Source organism: Enterococcus sp. AZ194 (assembly GCF_051713825.1).
Classification (GTDB): Bacteria; Bacillota; Bacilli; order Lactobacillales; family Enterococcaceae; genus Enterococcus_K.
Window position 1 is genome coordinate 3,793,983 of the sequence record NZ_JBIOQR010000001.1, and the last position, 20,915, is coordinate 3,814,897.

General features: G+C 37.8%; 14 protein-coding genes. 4 read left to right on the forward strand and 10 right to left on the reverse strand.

Annotated elements, in window-relative coordinates; all coding sequences use genetic code 11:
- Nucleotides 1-11: 11 nt before the first annotated feature.
- The 6 genes from IGI37_RS17620 to IGI37_RS17645 form a co-directional block, all read right to left on the reverse strand.
- Nucleotides 12-1,292, reverse strand: a complete 1,281-nt coding sequence (locus IGI37_RS17620; RefSeq protein WP_438763390.1) for a response regulator transcription factor — start codon at nucleotides 1,290-1,292, stop codon at nucleotides 12-14.
- Nucleotides 1,289-3,016 carry a sensor histidine kinase gene (locus IGI37_RS17625; RefSeq protein WP_438763391.1) on the reverse strand — a complete coding sequence of 576 codons (1,728 nt, stop codon included), beginning with the start codon at nucleotides 3,014-3,016 and terminating at the stop codon, nucleotides 1,289-1,291. The genes IGI37_RS17620 and IGI37_RS17625 overlap by 4 nt, the downstream gene beginning before the upstream one ends.
- A gap of 709 nt (nucleotides 3,017-3,725) precedes the next feature.
- Entirely contained in the window at nucleotides 3,726-4,013 is a 288-nt protein-coding gene (locus tag IGI37_RS17630) for a type II toxin-antitoxin system YafQ family toxin (RefSeq protein WP_438763392.1), read from the reverse strand.
- A complete protein-coding gene (locus tag IGI37_RS17635) occupies nucleotides 4,003-4,245 on the reverse strand; it encodes a type II toxin-antitoxin system RelB/DinJ family antitoxin (RefSeq protein ID WP_438763393.1) in 243 nt (80 codons plus the stop codon). Before IGI37_RS17635 ends, IGI37_RS17630 begins: the two co-directional genes overlap by 11 nt.
- Before the next feature lie 449 nt (nucleotides 4,246-4,694).
- Nucleotides 4,695-5,036, reverse strand: coding sequence for a YlbF family regulator (locus IGI37_RS17640; RefSeq protein WP_438763394.1), 342 nt, complete (start codon nucleotides 5,034-5,036; stop codon nucleotides 4,695-4,697).
- A 254-nt stretch (nucleotides 5,037-5,290) separates the two neighbouring features.
- The gene (locus IGI37_RS17645; RefSeq protein WP_438763395.1) at nucleotides 5,291-7,453 is read right to left on the reverse strand and encodes a PBP1A family penicillin-binding protein; all 2,163 of its coding nucleotides are present in this window, start codon (nucleotides 7,451-7,453) and stop codon (nucleotides 5,291-5,293) included.
- Nucleotides 7,454-7,738: 285 nt separating this feature from the next.
- Here IGI37_RS17645 and IGI37_RS17650 point away from each other — a divergent pair, with 285 nt between their 5' ends.
- Together IGI37_RS17650 and IGI37_RS17655 are read left to right on the forward strand one after the other, a co-directional pair.
- Nucleotides 7,739-8,593 (forward strand): RluA family pseudouridine synthase, encoded by an 855-nt coding sequence (locus tag IGI37_RS17650; RefSeq protein WP_438763396.1) that lies wholly within the window; start codon nucleotides 7,739-7,741, stop codon nucleotides 8,591-8,593.
- A 971-nt stretch (nucleotides 8,594-9,564) separates the two neighbouring features.
- Entirely contained in the window at nucleotides 9,565-10,851 is a 1,287-nt protein-coding gene (locus tag IGI37_RS17655; protein WP_438763397.1) for an ABC transporter substrate-binding protein, read from the forward strand.
- Nucleotides 10,852-11,147: 296 nt separating this feature from the next.
- On the opposite strand, the gene IGI37_RS17660 is transcribed toward IGI37_RS17655, so the two are convergent.
- From IGI37_RS17660 to IGI37_RS17670, 3 genes are read right to left on the reverse strand one after another with little or no spacing between them, the layout of a single operon-like run.
- Nucleotides 11,148-12,008 (reverse strand): ROK family protein, encoded by an 861-nt coding sequence (locus tag IGI37_RS17660; RefSeq protein WP_438763398.1) that lies wholly within the window; start codon nucleotides 12,006-12,008, stop codon nucleotides 11,148-11,150.
- A 17-nt stretch (nucleotides 12,009-12,025) separates the two neighbouring features.
- On the reverse strand, nucleotides 12,026-14,701 hold the full coding sequence (locus tag IGI37_RS17665; protein WP_438763399.1) for an alpha-mannosidase: 2,676 nt from the start codon (nucleotides 14,699-14,701) through the stop codon (nucleotides 12,026-12,028).
- A 12-nt stretch (nucleotides 14,702-14,713) separates the two neighbouring features.
- Complete coding sequence (locus IGI37_RS17670) at nucleotides 14,714-16,003, reverse strand: glycoside hydrolase family 125 protein (protein WP_438763400.1); 1,290 nt, start codon at nucleotides 16,001-16,003, stop codon at nucleotides 14,714-14,716.
- A gap of 162 nt (nucleotides 16,004-16,165) precedes the next feature.
- Here IGI37_RS17670 and IGI37_RS17675 point away from each other — a divergent pair, with 162 nt between their 5' ends.
- Both IGI37_RS17675 and IGI37_RS17680 read left to right on the forward strand, forming a co-directional pair.
- Nucleotides 16,166-17,200, forward strand: a complete 1,035-nt coding sequence (locus tag IGI37_RS17675) for a GntR family transcriptional regulator (protein ID WP_438763401.1) — start codon at nucleotides 16,166-16,168, stop codon at nucleotides 17,198-17,200.
- 1 nt (nucleotide 17,201) lies between these two features.
- Nucleotides 17,202-19,340: a GH92 family glycosyl hydrolase gene (locus tag IGI37_RS17680; RefSeq protein ID WP_438763402.1), complete on the forward strand. Its 2,139-nt coding sequence runs from the start codon at nucleotides 17,202-17,204 to the stop codon at nucleotides 19,338-19,340.
- An 80-nt stretch (nucleotides 19,341-19,420) separates the two neighbouring features.
- Here the strand turns inward: IGI37_RS17680 and IGI37_RS17685 are convergent, their stop codons facing one another.
- Nucleotides 19,421-20,749, reverse strand: coding sequence for an ISL3 family transposase (locus tag IGI37_RS17685; RefSeq protein WP_438759476.1), 1,329 nt, complete (start codon nucleotides 20,747-20,749; stop codon nucleotides 19,421-19,423).
- Between the last annotated feature and the right edge of the window lie 166 nt (nucleotides 20,750-20,915).

A 20,915-nucleotide genomic window follows, 5' to 3' on the forward strand; every position in this document is an offset into this window, starting at 1 on the left:
TACACCTCAATTTATTTATCTTGATACCTATCATATTTTTTTCTATACCTGATTGGTGTCATTCCGAAACGATTTTTAAATAGCTTGTTAAAATATTGAATACTGGGATAACCGACCATTTCTCCGATATCTTTAACTTTTAAATTGGTTTTTGTTAAGAGATAGACAGCTCGGTTTAATCGAACCTTTTGTATATAACTTGATAGATTGATACCTGTTTGCTGCTTATACATTGTGGAAAAGTAAGCCGGGTTAAGAAACACCTTAGCTGCGAGACTCTCCAAACTTAGCTCTTGTTCAAGATGTTTTTCGATGTATTGATTGGCCTTTTCTATAGCCTCTGAAATGGTCATTTGCTTTTGATACATCGTTTGATACGATTCAATAGCTCTAATTAATAACTCTGATGACTCCTGTTCATATAACTGAAATAATTGAACTCCTTGTAACTTCTCTCGTTGCTGAAAAAATAGAAAAAGATAGCTATTTAAGAGAAAAGGAAATTTACTTTTTTGTTGATTATAAAACTCGTAGGCTGAGTGCTTCACTAATTTATGAGTCATTAAATGAATAAAATAGTCTCTGATCTCCAGACTTTCTTGAGAGCCTAGTTTATACGTTGGAAATTCTTTGTAGAAAAATCGATAAAAGCACTCCTGTACCTCCTGTCTATTGGATAACCTAAATTTTGGTGAATAATCCGTTACTTCATCGTTACTCAGCTTAGTTTCTTTCATCATCCCCCACTCTTCATCTCCGACTTTCTCCGAATAGATCCATTCATTACCAGTAACCTCTTGCCTCACTGGCCTTTTCACAAAAATACAAAAACAATCCGCCATCTTTCCAAACTCTATTTTGAAATCAGCTAGTTGTACCAAAAGTTGTCTGAATAAATGTTTTTGATTCTTTTCTTTATTTGAATCCATCTTTATGACTACTCTCTTAACAGCTTCTTCAAGCGTTGTTTTGGTAATTGGTTTCAGTAAATACTCGTTCAAATTTAATTTGATTGCTTGTTGCGCATAATCAAACTCAGAATAACTTGATAAGAAAAAGACCTTTGTTGGATAATCAATTTCCTGAATGCTCTTTAATAAATCAAGTCCCGACACTTCTGGCATTGAGATATCTGTCACGACTAAATCAACAGGGCGACTGACAACAATTCTTTTTGCTTCATAAGGATCTGTCACTCCCATTACTTGTGAAAACCCAAAATCATTCCATTTAATCAAATATTTCAAATACTCGACAATATAGGCTTCATCATCCACTATTAACACGTTCATTTGCTCTCTCCTATGGGGATAAAGAAGGATACGGTTACTCCTCCATACGTATTTTTTTCAATATTTAAACGACTTTTTGTGCCATAATGATTCACTAATCGTTTGTTCACATTCCATAACCCGATGCTTTCTGAATCTTTTGATAGAGAATTGTTTAACGAGCACATTAGCTGCACTCTTTCTTCTTCGATTAATCCTTTCCCGTCATCAATAATTTGAACATTGATACCTGCATGCACTTCGACAATAATCAATTGAACAATATGTGCCCCAATCTTTTTTTCAATCCCATGTTGGATAGCGTTTTCAATAATTGGTTGCAAAATTAGCGGTATAAAGGCTTCTTCCTTAACTTTTTCCGGCACGATAATTTGAAAATCCAAATTTTTTCTCAGACTCATGATTGTCAAATAGTGATGGGCTAATAAACATTCTTGCTCTAGGCGTATAGTCGTATTCGTTTGCGTGGTCAAATACCGATAATAGGCAGATAGATGTTCTGTCATTGATATCACAGCTTTCGGCGAACTCGTAGCCATAGACATAATAAACAACAAATTATTATATAAAAAGTGCGGATTAATTTGAGCCTGTAGTTGTCTAATTTCAGCAGTCTCTCTTAATGACATTTCCGTCTTCAATTGTTCGATGAGATCTTCCGTTTGAAAAATCATCTGATTAAACTGACTAAAGACATACGTAAATTCGTTCAATCGATGAGAATCCTTTTTAATTCGAACGCCATAGTCCCCTTTCTCTACCGCCTGAAATTTTCGAATCAAAACATTGAGACTGGAAAAAAATTTTTTATAAAATATCACCGAAACCATACTTGCTATAACTAATAACAACACTAAAATAACTGATGAAAATTCATTGACTTGTCTGTGCTGAGCTAACGCATGATTCATATCAAAATAACTAACAATCCATAGGCCACTTAAGCTATTTCTTTTCAATGTAACTTGAAACTTCCCCGCATTATTGTTTACAGTGTAGCTATATAACGATTCTTTATTGTGAAGGGTCTTCAGCGAATCCACAATCTCTCTTTCAACTGGAGTATTTGAATAAGTCTGGGCATCATCAGATAACAGAAATACATGAAGATAATCATTAGACTCATACGCATGTAAAAAATCATCGATATAGTCTTTCTTAACTTTCCCAACGATCGAAAACTCTGCATTCGCATCATACTTTTTACTGAGCGAAAAAGGAGCATGTCCCACATAATATAATCCTTGGTTGTCTAGTAATATCCAGCCTTTTCTATTAGGAAACGCCTCACTAAACAGACTAACGGTATTCTTTTCTAAATCCATCGAATCGGCTGAGGTAATTCGTTTTATTTCTTTAGGCCAATACGCATCCAATGCTCCGATAATCGATGAAGAGGCAATACTTTCCTTCAAGATTTTTTTTATCTCCCCATCCAAACGAAGTTTTTCCGTGACTTTCTTTAAAACCGCTGAACGATTCTTGTAAGAAGTCAACTGCTCGTTTGATAATAAGGACCAGATTCTTAACTGAACACCAGTTAAATCCGTTTGTAACTTGTCATCTAACAACTTAATCTGGGTCTCTGTATTCTCTACTAACATTTGTTCTGTCGTTTGTATGGTAAAAAACTTAATTGCCAAAAACGAAAAAAACACAGCAAATATAAACAGAAAATAAATAACAGTCAAACCTTTTATTGAATTTACTTTCATTTTTTTCATGGTACGTTCCCTACTTATAACAAATCATTTTCAAACGCATTATATGCTATCAAAATAAGAAAAACAAGGTGCATCTCCTTATAACTAGTTCACTAAAAAATTAACAAACGAAATTTCCGAGAGGATTAAATAACACAAAAAAATCCACACGTGTTCTTTCTAATCAAAAATAATTCTATGTATTTCATTCAGTTGCTCTAGTTTTAGGCCAAGAAAGTAACCTTCTATCCTACTTAAAAAATCACAGCATCTGATATATTAATCTACCAAAAAAATCTCTTGAAAATTTTTAGACAATTTTTTTAATACGCACTATAAATCCTAAAAAAAGGACTCAAATTTCCCGATTATCGCACAGCTGCGAATGGAAATTTGAGTCCTTTGTTTGTCAGCACTATTTAGAGAAAGGCTGCATTTTAGCACATACTGCTTAACGACAGTATAACAATCCTAACTAATCGTCAATCGACTAGTAAAGATTGACGAAAAAATAAAAAGCCTAAAGGAGCAATCCTCTAAGCAAACCCAAAACCACAGTCAAAATAATTTTGTAATAGGCGTAACTAGTCCCTTCTTCTATAGACATTAAAATTATAGCAAGTGTTATCAATTAATTCAAAATAGTATCCGATTCATTTATATCTGCCATGAATCACTCCATAAGTTAACCAAATTATCGGTCCATAACTACACCTCTAGAAACAATATCTCAGAGGATCTCATCATGTGAGCCAGTCCTTATTAACACTAAGATCAATTCTTTATTAAGTATCTTATACATTAGTAACCAATCAGCTATTATATGCAGTTCTCTGTATCCTTTGTGATTACCTTTAAGTGCATGATCTTTGTACTTGTTTCTAAGAATTTCATCATCTCTGTTAACAAGATGCTTCACGACTGCTTTCAACAATTCCATATCATAGTGCTTTTTTTTTATTCTTTTGAACTCTCTAACAAAGGTAGGCGTTTGCTTAATTGTCAATTTATTCATCATTTAAACGCTGCCACCACTCATCCACAGTATCATAAGACTCCATTTCGAGGTTCTCCGCTTCATATATTGCTTGTGCAGTATCTGATTTTGGTATGAAAGGTAATTGTCCAGTGCGTACTACTTGCTTTAAAAATACACGTACACCAGTGCTTACATCCATTTCCATTTCGCTAAAAACTTGTTGTGCTTCTTTCTTTAAATCATCATCTAGTTTGATATTTATTTGCGCCATCTTTTACACCTCTCTGTATGCACATTGTATACCAATATATATATATTATCAATAATATCGCGTTTGCTTTTGATAAAAGATTCTCATTATTTTAATTTCAAAAAAATTTGTTTGTAGCGAGGGGAATCAACGAGGGCTAGCATAATGAGGTTAGTTGTATTTTTAGCACATACTGTTTAACGACAGCATAACAATCCTAACTAATCGTCAATCGACTAGTAAAGATTGACGAAAAAATAAACTCTTCTCGGAAACAATCAACTATCAAACTGCAACCACTTATATAATGTTTAGAACCTAAAAACATACAGGTAGGAGTAATGATTTATCTTCCCATGAAATCAACCTAAACCTAAACTATACTGACAAAATAATCTTTTTATCGGTCAAAAAGCGTCATCCAATTAAACTCATTTGGATGACGCTTTATCTATCCATCTTATCTTTTCTTAGTCTTGATACAATTCACGAACAGGTGTCATGATGATACGGTTTAAGTCATTAACAATCAAACTGAAGGCTTGTTCTTTTTCCATTAATTGGTTGATTACTTCTTCTCCTTGAATCTTCATCGCCATTTCTTGTGCTTTTTGAGCATCCTCATCCGAAAATTCTTGTCCTTGCATTTGTTTTTCTTGCAATTGAATTTGTAGATTTTGGAATTCTTTAAATAAAGTATGTGCCTCTTCATTTGCTTTTACATTGCTATACGCCTCTTGCAACGCTTTGAACTCAGCTAATTCACGGATTTCGCGTTCAATTTGATTGGCACTATCATAAATATTTGACATGTTTTTGAATCCTCATTTCATTTTTATTATTTTTTCTCGTTCATTGTACCATTTAATAAGGGGTTTTCAAAGGAAACCTTTTCTCGTTCATCTTTTATTAAAAGTCGCCGATTACCTAGGCAAAAACTGGGTAAAAAATACCACCTACCTAGCAATAAACTTTGCCGTTATTCAAAAGCAACAACGATTGAAAGCTACTTACATTTTGACCACTAGCAGATTTTCTAACCGACTACCTGCGTATTTTACCTAGCTTACCCACCTGTTAGACTATCCCAGACACCTTTTATTTTACCACCGACTTTGTCCAAGCCGTCTTTCACTTTTCCACCAATATCTTTCAGTCCATCCTTTGCCTTTTCACCAAAGTCAGAGACATCTTCTTTCCAATCGTCGGAAGAATCGTTTGGATTATTGACTTCATCTGCGGCAACTACTTTCCCGCCTGTTTGATAAGCATCTGCTACGGAAAAGCTAGAGTTGTTCGTATACTGTAAAATCCCCTCAGCCTGTGCTTTAAAGACTTGACCGACTACACTGCCACTGGTTCCCTCTATATAGTGATTCTCGCTTGATTCTTCAAAGCCCATCCAAGTTGAAATCACGACATCAGGTGTATACCCAACAATCCATTGGTCTTTTGCTTTGGTTGCATCAAAATTCGTTTCTGTCGTTCCTGTTTTCCCAGCTACTGTGTATCCATAAGGCATTGCTTGCGCTCCTGTACCATTTGAAAAAGTTCCTAGGAGCATGCTTGTCATCTCATCAGCTGTATCCTTTGAAACCACTTGTTTTGACTTGATTTTCGTGTTATCTACTAAAACAACCCCTTGGGAATCGACAATTTTTGTAATCAAATGTGGCGTATATTGTTTTCCACCATTTGCAAAAGCACTATACGCACTAGCCATAGTTAACGGAGATTCTCCTTGCTCTAAACCGCCCAAAGCAAGTCCCCAATACTTATCTGATTTAGATAATGACAAACCAAATTCCTCTGATTTATCATAGCCTTTTTGTAAACCAATCTCATGCAGTAACCAAACAGCAGGGAGATTCAAGCTTTGTGCGACCGCTTGATACATTGGCACTTCGCCTTGATACGTTCCATCATAGTTTTTGGCCTCGTAGTAACTTTGCGGCTCATCCTTCAAAATACTATCTGGTTTATAGCCAGCCTCTAAAGCAGGTGCATACACACTTAAAGGTTTGATTGTTGACCCTGGAGAACGACGCATCTGTGTAGCAAAGTTAAAGCCTCTAAACACATGCTCCCCACGTCTTCCAACGAGAGCCGCCACACCACCTGTATTGGGATTAATCGCTACCGAAGCCGATTGAACCATCGCTCCATCTACCGCATTTGGTGGAAAAAGCGCATCGTTTTGATAAGTGGTTTGCATCTGTTGTTGATAATTTTGATCAAGTGTTGTATAGATTTTGTACCCATTATTCATGATGTCTTTTTCATCTAGCTTGTACGTATTGACTGCCTCATCAATGACCGCATCAAAATAATAAGGATAACGATAATCTGATTCTGAGTTCTGATACGTATCTTTAACCATCGAAGCCATGTCGACGCCCGCTTCTCGGTCCGCCTCTTCTTGGGTAATTTTTTTATTTTCTACCATCACACTCAAAACAGTTGCCCGACGATCCGTTGCATAGTTTGGATGGTCAATTGGGTTATAGATAGACGGTCCTTTCAACATGCCGACAATAGTCGCTGCTTGCCCAAGTGTTAATTGGTTGGCATCCACTCCAAAATATTTTCGAGAGGCATCTTGGACACCCCAGACCCCGTTCCCAAAGTAGGAATTATTCAAATACATGGTTAAAATTTCATCTTTACTATATTTTTTTTCAATCTCAATCGCCATAAATAACTCTTTGGCTTTTCGTTGGAATGTTTGATCTAGCGATAGAAACGCATTTTTTGCGAGCTGTTGGGTAATCGTACTTCCGCCACCGCCGCCAGTGCCACCACTTGTCAGCATTCGGACACCAGCACGCGCAATCCCTTTTATATCGTACCCATGATGATTATAAAAGTTCCGGTCCTCTGTTGAAATCACCGCATCACGAATGTAAGGCGAAATTTGGTCTAGTTCGACATACGTCCCTTTATTCGCATAAATACTGCCAGCTTCTTCCCCTTTGACATCATATATTTTGGTCGTTTGCGTCATCCCTGATTTTAACGCAGAGACATTTGAAGCCTTCGCCAATGTATAAAGATAGATGCTACTTACTAGGATAAATACTAAGCCTATTAGTAACAATATTTTATTCACATGATATTTTTTCCATAGCCGCTTTCGCCAATGATGGAACTGAATCAGGTAAGGTTTGATCCACTGCCAAAAGGTCTTGAGCCCTGACAGGATGCTCTTCCATATTTTTTTAAAATCCATTGATTATTTCTCTCCAATCTCATAGCTTCTCTATTAATCAAGAATAATTGCTTCTTAAAGTCTATCATAAGTCGTCGCTCTTTGCCTACGTCCGTGGAAGTAGACAGTCTTCAGAATTAGTTGTAATTTTATCAAAAATTTTCTATAAAAAATCAATTTTTTTCTTAAATATTTGTAAATAATGATACAATGACGATGAACCTGTGTCCTAGTCAATCAACCTAACCGACTTCTCGCACAGCTATGAATCAAACACTTGACGAAAACGACTTTAAAGGAGTCTTTATGAAATTTACGATTACACTACCTGAAACTCATTTACCTATTACGATTCGCGAACTTTTAGAAAAAGAATGGTTGGTTCCACGAAAAGTTAGACATTTTCTTCGTATGAGAAAAAATGTTTGGCTAAACGGTGACGCGGCTATGTTTCACCAAGAAGTTTCTGCTGGAGATACCTTAACCCTTATTTTAGAGGAAGAAGACTATACCTATCAAGAAATAATGCTGGGAGACAAAAGTCTAGTTCAGCCTCTTTTCGAGGATGAGCATCTTTTAATTGTTAATAAACCAGCTGGCATGAAAACCCATCCTAATCAACCAGACGAGACAGATACGTTATTGAATCATCTAGCCGCCTATCTTTTTGAAAAAGAGCAACGTCCCTATGTCATTCATCGACTAGACAAAGAAACTAGTGGCGCGATTCTTTTTGCGAAAAATCCCTTCGTATTACCTATCCTCGGTCGACTTTTAGAACAAAAACAAATTGGCAGACGTTACCAGGCGGTGGTCCAAGGTGCGCTTACAAAAGATTTTACAATTAATAAAAAAATAGGTCGTGATCGACACGACCGAAGAAAACGAGTCATTGATGAAAAAAATGGCCAGACAGCTATTACTCATGTAACAAGTCATAAAGTGGTCGGCAATCAGACAGAAATTTACTGTGTTCTTGATACTGGACGTACCCATCAGATTCGTGTTCACCTCTCAAGCATCGGACACCCCATCATTGGTGATCCACTCTATCAGAATAAATCGACTGGGCGTTTGATGCTCCATGCAGCTGAGTTACACTTGAGCCACCCTTTTACACAAGAAAAAATCTCTGTCCGGGCCTTACCAGGATTGTGGTAGCTCTTAATAAGAGTCTTTTTGCGCAGTCCTTCAATTCTTAAGGTGTCTCACCTTTAGAAATTGATGAGATCGGAGTCCTTCAATTCTTAAGGTGTCTCACCTTTAGAAATTGATGAGATCGGAGTATGGTTTTTACGTAGTGCAGACCTTCAACTCTAGCATGCCTCATGCGTAGAAGTTGTTGAGAGCGGAACAACGTCCTTCAATTCTTAAGGTGTTTCACCTTTAGAGATTGATGAGATCGGAGTCTTTTTGCGCAGTGAAGACCTTCAACTCTAGCATGTCTCATGCGTAGAAGTTGTTGAGAGCGGAACGCAGTCCATCAATTCTAAGGGTGTTCCACCTTTAGAAATTGATGGGGCGGAGTGAAGACCTTCAACTCTAGCATGTCTCATGCATAGAAGTTGTTGAGAGCGGAACAACGTGCAGATGGAGTTGCTTCTGTACCCACCGTTTATTCGAATAAAATGAGGCTGAGACATAACTTATAAAGTTGTGTCCAAGATTCATTCAAATACATAAAAAAGGAACTCCCCTTGCGTTACAATTAGTTAATCTGCTAAAGACACGTAATCACAAGGGGGATTCCCTATGACCATTATACAAAAATCTACGCTGTTTGACCTGGGCCTTTTAGCATCACTTGATGTAAACGAGAGACACGCGGCGCTTTTCTCCCCAAAAGATATCTTCCATTTCCACTAGATTATACCATGATTGATACTTTAAATTTTAGGCTGATAGGCTACTAGTTTTAAAGCAAAAAAATAATAAGCTTTCGAAAATCATTTTGTAAACCATTCAAAAAACGGTTTTGGTTCACCTTTTTGATAACTATCCTTAATTTTTTACTTCGATTAATCTACATGGTTGCCCCATCAGTTGAAAATTAGCCAACTCTATAGAAAACGCTTTCTATTAGTGCTACTCTGATACTGTTTTATAAATTAAAAGAGATGGAGTGAATAAAAATGAGATGGGTTAGGAAATTGGGAATAATCATAGGAATGGGTGTAGGTCTTTCTTTATTGTTAAGTGCCTGTAGTAAACCTAAAGAAGCTTCAGATGATTCAGTTACTATTAGAATGAGCTGGTGGGGAAATGATGAAAGACATAAGGCAACACTTTCTGCCATCAAAGCATTCGAAAAAAAATATCCCAACATCAAAGTGAAAGCTGAATATGGGGGATTTGATGGGGTTGAACAAAAAATTGCTACTCAAATGACAGGAAATACAGAACCAGATTTGATGCAGATGAATTCAGGTTGGCTAGATTTATATTCTGCTGATGGGAAAGGATATTATGACTTATCGAAGTTAGATGAATTGGATTTATCTGGTTATGATGAATCAGCCTTAAAACAAGGACAAGTAGCAGGCATCCAAAATTCTGTTCCTTTTTGCGTAAATACTTGGGTTTGGGCAGTGAATAAAACGACTTTTGACTCTTTAAAACTTGAAATTCCAACTACTTGGGATGGATATATTGAAGCGGCAAAAAAATTCAAAGATGGTAGCTATCCAACCCAGCTTTCCTCTTCAGACCTACAAATCTATTTGCAACAAAGAACAGGCAAGTCATTTGTCAGTGATGATGGAAAAATAAACTATACCCAAGAGGAATTAGCAGAAGGATTAGAATGGTATCAAAGAATGGTTGATGAAAAGGTCACCCCTAAGCTACAAGAAATTAAAGAGGCTTCGGCGCAGGCTGGTTCAGGAACCCCTTCTAAAGAATTCCTTAACGGAGAGTGGGCTGGAACCACTCAATGGTCTGCAACCGTTGGAAACGATTATTTAACGTTAAAAGACACTGGACAGGAATTAATATTGTCTGAATATCCTAAGTTATCGGGTGATAATAAAGCCTATGTTTTACAAACAATTATGCCTTTTGGAATTTCAAGAAACACAAAACATCCTAAAGAAGTAGCAAAATTATTGAACTTTTTAATAAACGATCCTGAGGGTGTAAAAGCTATGGGATTGACCCGTGGAATTCCCGCAAATAAAAAAGCATACGAGATATTAGTTGAGAATAAACAAATTGATACGATTAATCAAGAGGTTGAAAAATACACGAGCACTACCGACGTTATGCCAAAAAATAAATATTTGAAGATGTCGCGAATTCAAACAGCTTTTGAAGACAATTTTGAGTCATTTGCTTTTGGAAAAACAAAGGCAGATGAGACTGCCAAAAAAATGTTAGAAGAAATGCAAGCCGCCATCACACAGTTTGATAGTACCAATTAAAGAACACTTTTGCGATACGTCAGATAATAAATTAGAGAGACAGAGGTTGGAACGGAAGTGTTTTAAAGCCCCGGATAGATACTGTGCAACATCAATTTTCAACTCTAGCATGTCTCATGCGTAGAAGTTGTTGAGAGCGGAACGCAGTCCATCAATTCTAAAGGTGTTCCACCTTTAGAAATTGATGGGGCGGAGTGCAGATGGAGTTGCTTCTGTATCCACCGTTTATTCGGATAAAAAGAGGCTGGGACCTAACTTATAAAGTTATGATATGTCCCAGCCTTGCTTCTTCTTTTTTATTTCACTAAACTTTCCGCCAAAAGTGTACATCCTAAGATCCCACTTTTGTTTGGTAAGCCCCATGAAACGATATAGTCATCTAATGGTGGTGTCACAACATAACCGGCCATTTCTCTTTCAAAGGCTTGGCGGATTTTTTTAACAAGATGCTGTTGATTCATCACACCGCCACCTAGAATGATTTTTTCAGGAGCTAAGGTTAGCGTATACGTCATCAATGCTTGTGCGATATAATCAGCTTCCATCTCCCAAATTGGATCATCTTCTGAAAGGTCTTGCCCTTTGATTCCCGTTCTCTGTTCTAACGAAGGACCTGCTGCCAAACCTTCTAAACAATCTTTGTGGTAAGGACACGTGCCTTCATAACTATCTTCTGGATTACGTTTCACACGAATATGTCCCATCTCTGGGTGGGCAATTCCTTGATAAACCTGTCCATCAATAACTACGCCAGCTCCGATTCCCGTTCCAACAGTTAAATAGATACAGCTTGATTTTCCTTTTGCCGCGCCCATTTTTAATTCACCATAGGCCGCCGCATTAACATCTGTCGTCCAGGCCATCGGAATGTTATAGCGTTCTTTTAAGGCAGGTAAAAAGGGATAGTTTGCCCAGCCTTTTTTAGGAGTTGCTAACACGTAACCGTATGTCTCAGATTGTGTCTGAATATCGATTGGTCCAAATGAGCCCACGCCCATCGCAGCTATTGAAAACTGATCAAAAAACTGGAAAACTTTTTCTAGCGTTTCTTCTGGTTGAGTTGTTGGAATACTCACTTGTTCAAGAATCGTTTGGTTCTCATCAGCTACGGCACAAACAAACTTTGTTCCGCCTGCCTCAATTCCTCCGTATAACATATCAACTTTCCTTCTTTCTAAAACTTCATTGTGCGAATTTCATAAGGATCGATTGTTTCTACAACGGGTTCATCTGTCGCTTCCTCTAACAAATTCAGAAGCTGCGTTGGCATTTTCGCATTCTTTTCTATTACAAAGGGTTCTTTTTTATCTGATAAATTGAACCCTCGAACGATCAGTTCATTTGTTTCTTTGTTTCGTTTGACTGCGGTTGTGCCAAATGTTGCGCCCTCAATCGCCAAATATTCATTTGCATTATTAAGTGTACCCGATTGTGATTTCACTTGCAATGTGACCGCTGGAACTTGTGCGCTGTAGGCTTCAAAATACGTTTTATAACGTGTTTCTGGTGCACCATGAAGCTCAACACCATAGTGGAAAGTAAACTCGCCTAAACATTGTGCTTCTGGTGTTGGGAAATAGCCCCAATCGCCTAATTCTCCTACCGCACGCAATAAAGTAACGGCAATCGTTTGCCCATCAACAATCTCGTATTCGTTTAAACCAAAGTTAGAGACCGTCATTCCCCAGTTTGCATCATGTAAGTTAGCAAACGCATGTTGGTGTTGTGGATTCGTTGGATTTTCCCAGCTTGTGGAAACTTTATTTGGACGAGTAACGACTTCATAAATACTATCTGCTTCATGTGTTTCAGATACGATATCCGTTGGGAATAACACGCGCAAACGATGATCTTTCATTTGATTGTTAACCTTTGTCTCAAAATCTACTCGTTTGCTGCCTTTAGTTACTGTAACCAATGTCTCAATAACAAACGGTGCTAGCTCTTTTGAACGCCCCGCATTACGAGAACGGAAATCCACTACGGCTTGCTGTTCTTGCGTTAACAATGCATCGGCGCTTACAGGAATCATTAACGTTTGTACAAGTTTAATGACTGCTTGGTCGGCTGTGTTTTTAACCACTGAACAAGTCGCTTTTTCACTTGAAGATAAAATGGCTGTGTCGCCTTTTGGTTGTTTAAAGATATATTCATTGGCAATATCACCGACATCTTCAAATACCAACAAATCAGAAACTTCTTTTCCAGTTGTTTTATCTAATAAAGTGATTGAACCATTCTCAGCAATCGTCACCTTAATTTCTGCATTTTCAATTACACGGCCATCTGCAGTAGCAAGGGCTTCAGTAACTGGTTTTGCTTCTCCTTCAACAATAGCAAATGTCTCCCAAGAAAAGGCCGCCATGTCCTCCATACGCAATTGCACTGTAATATATTTTTCCATGTAAGGAATACGGAAACGATCTTTTGGTAAATCATAGTCAAAACGAACCGCTTCTTCAGAAATATGCGCAGGAATTTCATTACCCGCTTTATCAATCACTTTATACGCTTTTGCTGGTTGATCTGAAAGTTCTGCCCATAATTTACTTGGATACCCTTCGCTAAACGTTTTTCTTTCTAACTCAACTTCAATAGAAACCACTTCTGTTTTACGATAGCCTGTTGTGTTAAAGACCATGAATGGATAGCTTGTTTCAGGGAATTCTGTTGTATCAACCGCTTCTCCTAAAATACGCAAAGCTTCTTCTTCAACATACTTACCGGCTTCATAAGATTTTTCGAATCGTGGCATCATTTCTCGATGCACTTCATCAACAGAACAGCCACAAATACTGTCATGAGGATGGTTTTGCATCAAAGTTTTCCAAGCATAAGTCAATTCATCATGTGGATATTTGCCACTAATTTCATAAGCCATGCTTGCAAGCGGCTCTGCAATATTTTCTAGTTGACGTTGCACTTTTGTATTCCATTGTTTCAAATAAACACGCGCAGAAGCCGTATTGGCTAACGTAAACCAACCATCTGTTTCTTGACTCGTCAATTCGCCATGAACGGTTCCTAAGTCTTTTGGCACATCATTTTTGACAGCTCTAATATAATCTGTAAAGTTGGAATGAATAAATTCATACTCAGGGAATAATTCATTCGCTAGCGCAATTGCTTTTGTAACATCTTTTTGAACAGGTTGATGATCGACCCCATTCATCATTAAATAGTGATTGGTTGAACCAAATTTTTCAACATCTGCTAGTTTTTGATTCCAGAATTTGATTGCGGCTTCTTTTTCAGCAGGAATTTCATTGCCATTACTGTACCAATTGGCAAATAGCAGCCCAAAGATTTCACTCTTATCAGGTCCTTGCCACCACATTTCAGAATATTGAGAAGTATAACTTTCTGCATCCAAAACTTCATTATCAAAGCCAATTGGTTTCACGCCACGACCGAATGCTGCTGTCTCTAACCCAGCTTTTTTCATCATTTGTGGCGTTTGGCCCATATTTCCAAATGTATCTGGGAAGTAGCCTAACATCACAGGCGTGCCCCATTTTTTACTGTCTTCCATACCAATCAGCATGTTACGAACGTTTGATTCAGAACTGATTAAAAAGTCATCTTGTAAAATGTAGAAAGGCCCAATTCTTAATTTGCCCTCGTCAATCGCTTGTTGAACTTCTGCGCGACGTTCTGGACGAACTTGCAAGTAATCATCTAAAATGATTGTTTGTCCATCTAAATGGAAGCTATTAAAATTCGGATCTGTCTTAAATAATTCAAGTAAATCATCCATTAATTCGATTAAACGCATATGATGTTGTTCATAGGGTAAATACCATTCACGATCCCAGTGACTATGAGATACAACGTAAACTTTTTTCTTCATTTCTATTCTCCTCTACTTTTCCACTCGAATGTCGAAATAATCCATAACTAATTCACAGAACATCATATTGGCCCATGAGAACCATTCTCTTGTATATTGATTTGGGTCATTCACGTCAAACCCTTCGTGCATCAAATGTGTCCCTGCATCATTGGCAACTAATAAATCTAAAATACGTTTCTTCTCAGATTTATCTTCTGTTGTCATCCCTTCCATCGCAAGCGCAATCGGCCAAACATAATTTTCTGGCGTATGTGAACTACCGATTCCTTTCGCAAATTTCCCTTCGTAGAAATAAGGATTTTCTGAACTTAATAATGTTTTTCTAGTACGTAAATAGCGTTCATCCTGTGTGGTTCCATATCCAAGATAAGGTGCTGAAATCAGGTTTGGTACATTACTGTCATCCATCACTGTCGCATGCCCTTTTCCATCCACTTCATAGGCAAAAATATCTTCACCTGCTTGGTTTGTTGTGCGGCCGTATGTTTGGATGCCTTTTTCGATTTCTTCACGTAAAACTTTTGCTGCTCCAACTATTTCACTATCTGTTAAAACACTTCGGAAAATTTCTTCAATATAGCCTAAAATAACTGTCGCAAACATATTTGATGGAACCAAATATCCATACGCACAAGCATCATCACTTGGACGAAAACCAGACCAAGTCATGCCAGTTGGAACAACCTCTGCTCCACGTCCTTTATTAATTAAGGTATCTTCTTTACGCCATGTATCACGCTCAAAATTGTACGGGGATTGAGTATGATCTTGTTCCACTTTGAAGAGTGCTAGAATCTTCTTCACGCCCTCAATAAAATCTTGATTAAATTGATCTGTTCTACCAGTATTTTTATAAAGCAAATAAGCTAATTGTACTGGATAGCAAAGAGAATCAATCTCATATTTGCGTTCCCAAATCCAATCGTTCATCTGCGTATCGTCACTTTGGTGTCCTGCTCCATTGGCCTCTTCATTAAAGGCATTTGCATAAGGATCGATATTGATATAGTAAAATTGTTTTTTTACTAGCCCACTAATCATCGCTGCTAAATCTTCATCTTCTTTTGCCACGACCAAATAAGGACGAACCTGCGCTGTTGAATCACGTAACCACATCGCTGGAATGTCTCCTGTTAATAGGAAAGTTGTACCATCTTCATGACGTTTTACCGTTGTTAACAACGTATTTGCAAAAGCTGCATTAAAGTTTTCTGCCCAATCTGCGTGTTCTGCTCCGCAACGTTGCGTAATCTCTTCCATAAACTCTTTGACTGACGTTGGTATTTCTTTATATGCCATTTTTCTATCTCCACCTTAATTTGATATATCATTTACAAAACACAGTATAATCTAACTTTGGCGAATTGTCCACGCTTTCTTTCTTTTTTCATTTCCATTTACTTTTTATTTTTTTATGATACTATAAAAATATGATATACCAATAAAAATGAGGTGAATACTTTGAGTCAGCCTTTATATAAAAAAATCATGACCGATTTGCAAAAAGCCATCCAAACAGGTGAACTTGCAATCGACAGTCAACTCCCTACAGAAAAAGAACTCTCAGAAGCATACAGTGTGAGTCGAATTACATCCAAACGCGCACTCACAGAATTAGAGCAAGCCGATTTAATTTACCGAATACAAGGTCGTGGCAGCTTTGTTAAAAGGCCTACAAACGTAGCAAAAAAAAAGGCTTCAAGAATTCTATTTTTATTACCTTTTGTGAATGATTTATCTGTTGGTAACTTTACAGAAGGATTAAATCCTATCATGGCGGAAAAAAATATTGAGGTTATGATGGCTAGTCTGACCTTTTTAACGGGACGAAGTGCCAAAGAAGTCGTTGCTGAATTCGATGGAATGGTTTACTATGCACACGACACAGAACAACATTTGGATATTTTATTTGAATTGTCCATTCTTCAATTCCCGGTCGTTGTCTTGGATAAAAAAATCTACGACTTGCCGTTTCCAACTGTTCTTTCTGATAACTTTGAAGGAGGTAGCCTTGCAACAAACAGCCTAATCAATGAAGGCCATACACGGATTGCTTATCTCTTTGGCGGAGGCCGCCATCCACAATCTGTTCGCCAACGTTATCTTGGCTATATAGATGGATTAACCAAAGCTAACTTGCCTTTTCATACGCAATTAGATGAAATTCTATTCCTTGACTCAAACTTATCAGCTTATTTAGAAACTCATGAAATTACTGGGCTCGTCTGCGAAAATGACCTCGTTGCCATTCAAGCGATGCGTGTCTTACGTCAAGCAGGAAAGTCCGTCCCCGATGCCTTCTCTGTCATCGGTTTTGATGATATTCAAGCAGCAGCTTTAGTAGATCCCCCTTTAACAACTATTGCTCAGGATTTCAAAAAATTGGGGGAAATCGCTGGTACACTTTTATTAGAATGGCTTGAATCGGATATTTGCCCTGCTGACCAAAAAGTTCCGATTCGCTATATAAAACGTCAATCGACAAAGGAGATTTGAAATGAACTTAGCGCACATTGATACAAGACATGGCACCGAAAACCAACACAGCTTTTCTAACGGGAACTGTTTACCTTACACTGGGGTTCCCTTTGGCATGAATTATTTTGCGCCACAGACAACAAGTGATAAAGGAAGCTGGTGGTTCCATCCAAAAGACCGAACGTTTCAAGGATATCGTATCACGCACCAACCTAGCCCTTGGATGGGTGACTACAGTCATCTACTGCTACTCCCTTTTAGTGGTCATTTGTCAGAGCCTGCTTTATTTCAGGCACAAAGCTCTTATCGTCCCGAAGAAAGTACGTTTTCGCCGAGCCACTTAAAAATAACTGAACTGCGTTATCAGATTACCTCAACCATGGTTCCAAGTATGTATGGGGGAATCTTAGAAATAGACTATCGTGATTCTGAGGCTGCTCTTTTACTTTCTTTAGGCGAAAACTATCAAGTCAGCCAAGTTGATGAGTCAACCATTCGTGGTTATGTAATTAATTTTTCCGGTTGTGAAGATCCAGATTTCAAATTCTACTTCACCCTAAAATTTGCTGCACCTATTCACTCGTTAACTGACACAAAGAATAAAGAAGGCATCGTCCTCATCCACTTTGGAGACATTGCCAAACAAACCGTCCAAATCGGGACCTCATTTATCAGTCCGGAGCAAGCGGATCTAAATCTAAAACGAGAAGAAAATCAAACTCTCGCAGACTATTTAGAAAACAGTCAACAAAAATGGGCTTCTTATTTAAACAAAATTGAGGTTGAGCATCATGATGAATCACAAGTTGCCACCTTTTATCATAATTTATATCGGACCTTCTTATTCCCCCAAACCTTTTATGAATTAGATGGTGTTGGGCAAAAGATCCATTACGATACGATTGCTAAAACAGTGCGTCCAGGGGTTCTTTATACAAATAATGGTTTTTGGGATACATATAAAACCGTTTATCCATTGTATTCATTGATTGCCAAAGAAGAATATGGTGAGATGTTAGAAGGCTTTTTGACTAGTTATAAAGAAACTGGCTTCTTGCCAAAATGGCTTTCTCCAGATGAACGTGGGTTGATGCCAGGTACACTGATTGATGCCGTAATTGCTGATGCAGCAGTTAAAAATATTCGGCCAGACTTGATGCCAGAATTCCTAGAGGCCATGAAAAAAGCCGCGACTATTCAAAGCGAGAATCCTAATTATGGTCGTCAGGGAACCTATGACTATTTAAAATATGGGTATGTTCCGCTTGATTACCATGAATCGGTTAACCACACCTTGGATTACTGCTACAGCGATTTTTGTATTTCTCAAGTTGCTGCAAAAACGGCTGACTCAGAAAAAGAATTCTATCAAAAACAAGCGACAAATTACAAAAATTTATTTGATCCGACAGTTGGGTTTATGCGTGCAAAAGATAAAGAAGGCAAGTTTAGAGAAGAATTCCTTGATATTCGTTGGGGAAAAGATTACGCAGAAGGTAGCGCTTGGCAAAGTAGCTTCGCCGTCTATCATGATTTTAAAGGCTTGATTCAATCCTTTGGTGGTGACGCGGTCTTTGAAGAAAAACTGATTGACCTATGTAATCAAGCCCCTCGCTACAATGTTGACGGGTATGGTTTTGAAATTCATGAGATGAGCGAGATGGCTGCGACCGAATTTGGTCAACTAGCGATTTCTAATCAGCCAAGCTTCCACTACCCATTCTTATTTAGTTATATTGGCAAACCAGAGATGGCTCAGCCGTTATTAAAACAACTAATGACACAAGAGTTTAATGCCTCCACAACTGGTTATCCAGGAGATGAGGACAATGGGAGTACCGCCGCTTGGTATGTTTTCAACTCGATGGGCTTTTATCCTGTCTGTCCAGGTTCTGGCGAATATGTTTTGGGAATGCCATTATTTGATAAAGTAACACTTCATTTATCAAATGGAGCAGACCTAACTTTGTCTGCTGGTCCAAATTATCCACAGCAACAATTTATCAATCAAGTAAAACGGAATAATCAAATCCACGAAGCCCTTTTCTTTACTCACGAAGATTTGCAACGTGGTGGAACCATTGATTACCACTTGGGAACAGTTCCCCGCCCAAGAAAGTACCAAGCAGAACAATTTCCTTTCAGCTTAAGTAACTAAAAGAGGCACTTTGTCAAATGGTGTTGTTTTAAAAATAAGTCACAGAATTGAGAACACTTTTGGTGTTCTCTTTTTGTTTTTTAAATGAGTTCACAGAGACCTTGTTGGACTAGAATCCGCAGGCGTAGATGGCGAAATGTTCGGAATCCAAAGGCAATACGTTTGATTACTTTGATTAGGTTGTTTTTTCCTTCTAGTTTCCCGTTAGAATAGCTGTACATCAAGGCATTACAAATGGCTTTTCGATGCTTTCGCAGGTATAGAATGGCTTTCTTGAATCCTTTATTCAATTGCGCAGGAAGTTGGTCGATACAAGTAAAGAAGCCCTCATAATCCTTAGTTTCAAAGGTTTCTAAGAGTTCTTGATAAATTTCATAGCTTTCTCTGAGGTCAGAATCCACGGTTAGGAGATGGTCCAAAACCTCTGATTCTGTTACATATCTCTTTTGAAAGAGGGGAAACTGCTTGAGCGCACTGTAGTTGATATTTTTATGTTTCTTTAAAAGAGTCCGCCAATATTTTTTTAACTTGCGATAGTCCTTTTGGGCAAGGGCATCACTTTTTTTTAGTTGATTCATTGTTTGAATTCGTTGTTTATTAAAAGCTCTACTCAGTTGTTGAATCACATGAAATCGATCAATCGAAATTTTGGCGTAAGGAAATACATCTTTTACAAAGCTACTATAAGAAGCATTCATGTCCATGACAATATGGGTGACTTTCTTTCGTGCCTTTAGCGTAAAACGCTGAAAATACGCACGTAGCTTGAAGTTTCTTCGGTCGCTTAAAATGTCAAAAATTTGTCCTGTATCTGCGTCACTGACAATAAAACACATGGCTCCTTCACAATCTTTCGTTCCTTTAAACTCGTCAATCAATAAATGAGCTGGCAAGTAATGAGGGTTAAAACGGGGTTCTCTATGAAAAGAGTCTAGAACTCGTTCAACCGTTTTAAAAGAGACAAAATAGCGTTCGCCAATATCTTTCATTGAAATTTTCCGCTTCAAATCAATGGCAATAGCGAATTTCAATGGGTTCGAAATGTAACAATTTTCCTGAACATAGGTCGTCTGGGCAGAAAAAGTGGCGGTACATTGTTTACAACGGAAGCGCTGCTTAAATAACCGTAAGTAGGTAGGAACCTCTTGATACGGAATGAGCTGAATAAGACTCTCATAATACGCATGACGAATAATACAGTGTCCTTCATTGACAGAGCCGCAAGCAGGGCAACAAGAAGGTGTATAAGTAAGTACACCGGTAAAGACGTTGGATAGCTTGCCGGAGATCGTTTCTTTAGATAAGGGGTCCTCTACAAAGTAAAGGTTTGGATCTTTTATATTTAATAATTTTTTTATCAATTCACTTGTCTTTTCCTGTTTTTTTCTGTTAATCTTAGTTATAGGCATTTGGTTTCTCCTTCTATATTTTGTTTAGGCGACTTAATTATAGAGGAACCAAATGCTTTTTGTTATAAAAAAATTTGGAGTTCCTACTCATTTTTTGAGTAACAACACCAAATATTATAGAGCCCTAAAAGAAACAGCCAAGAATAAGACATCTTCCCTGGTCTTT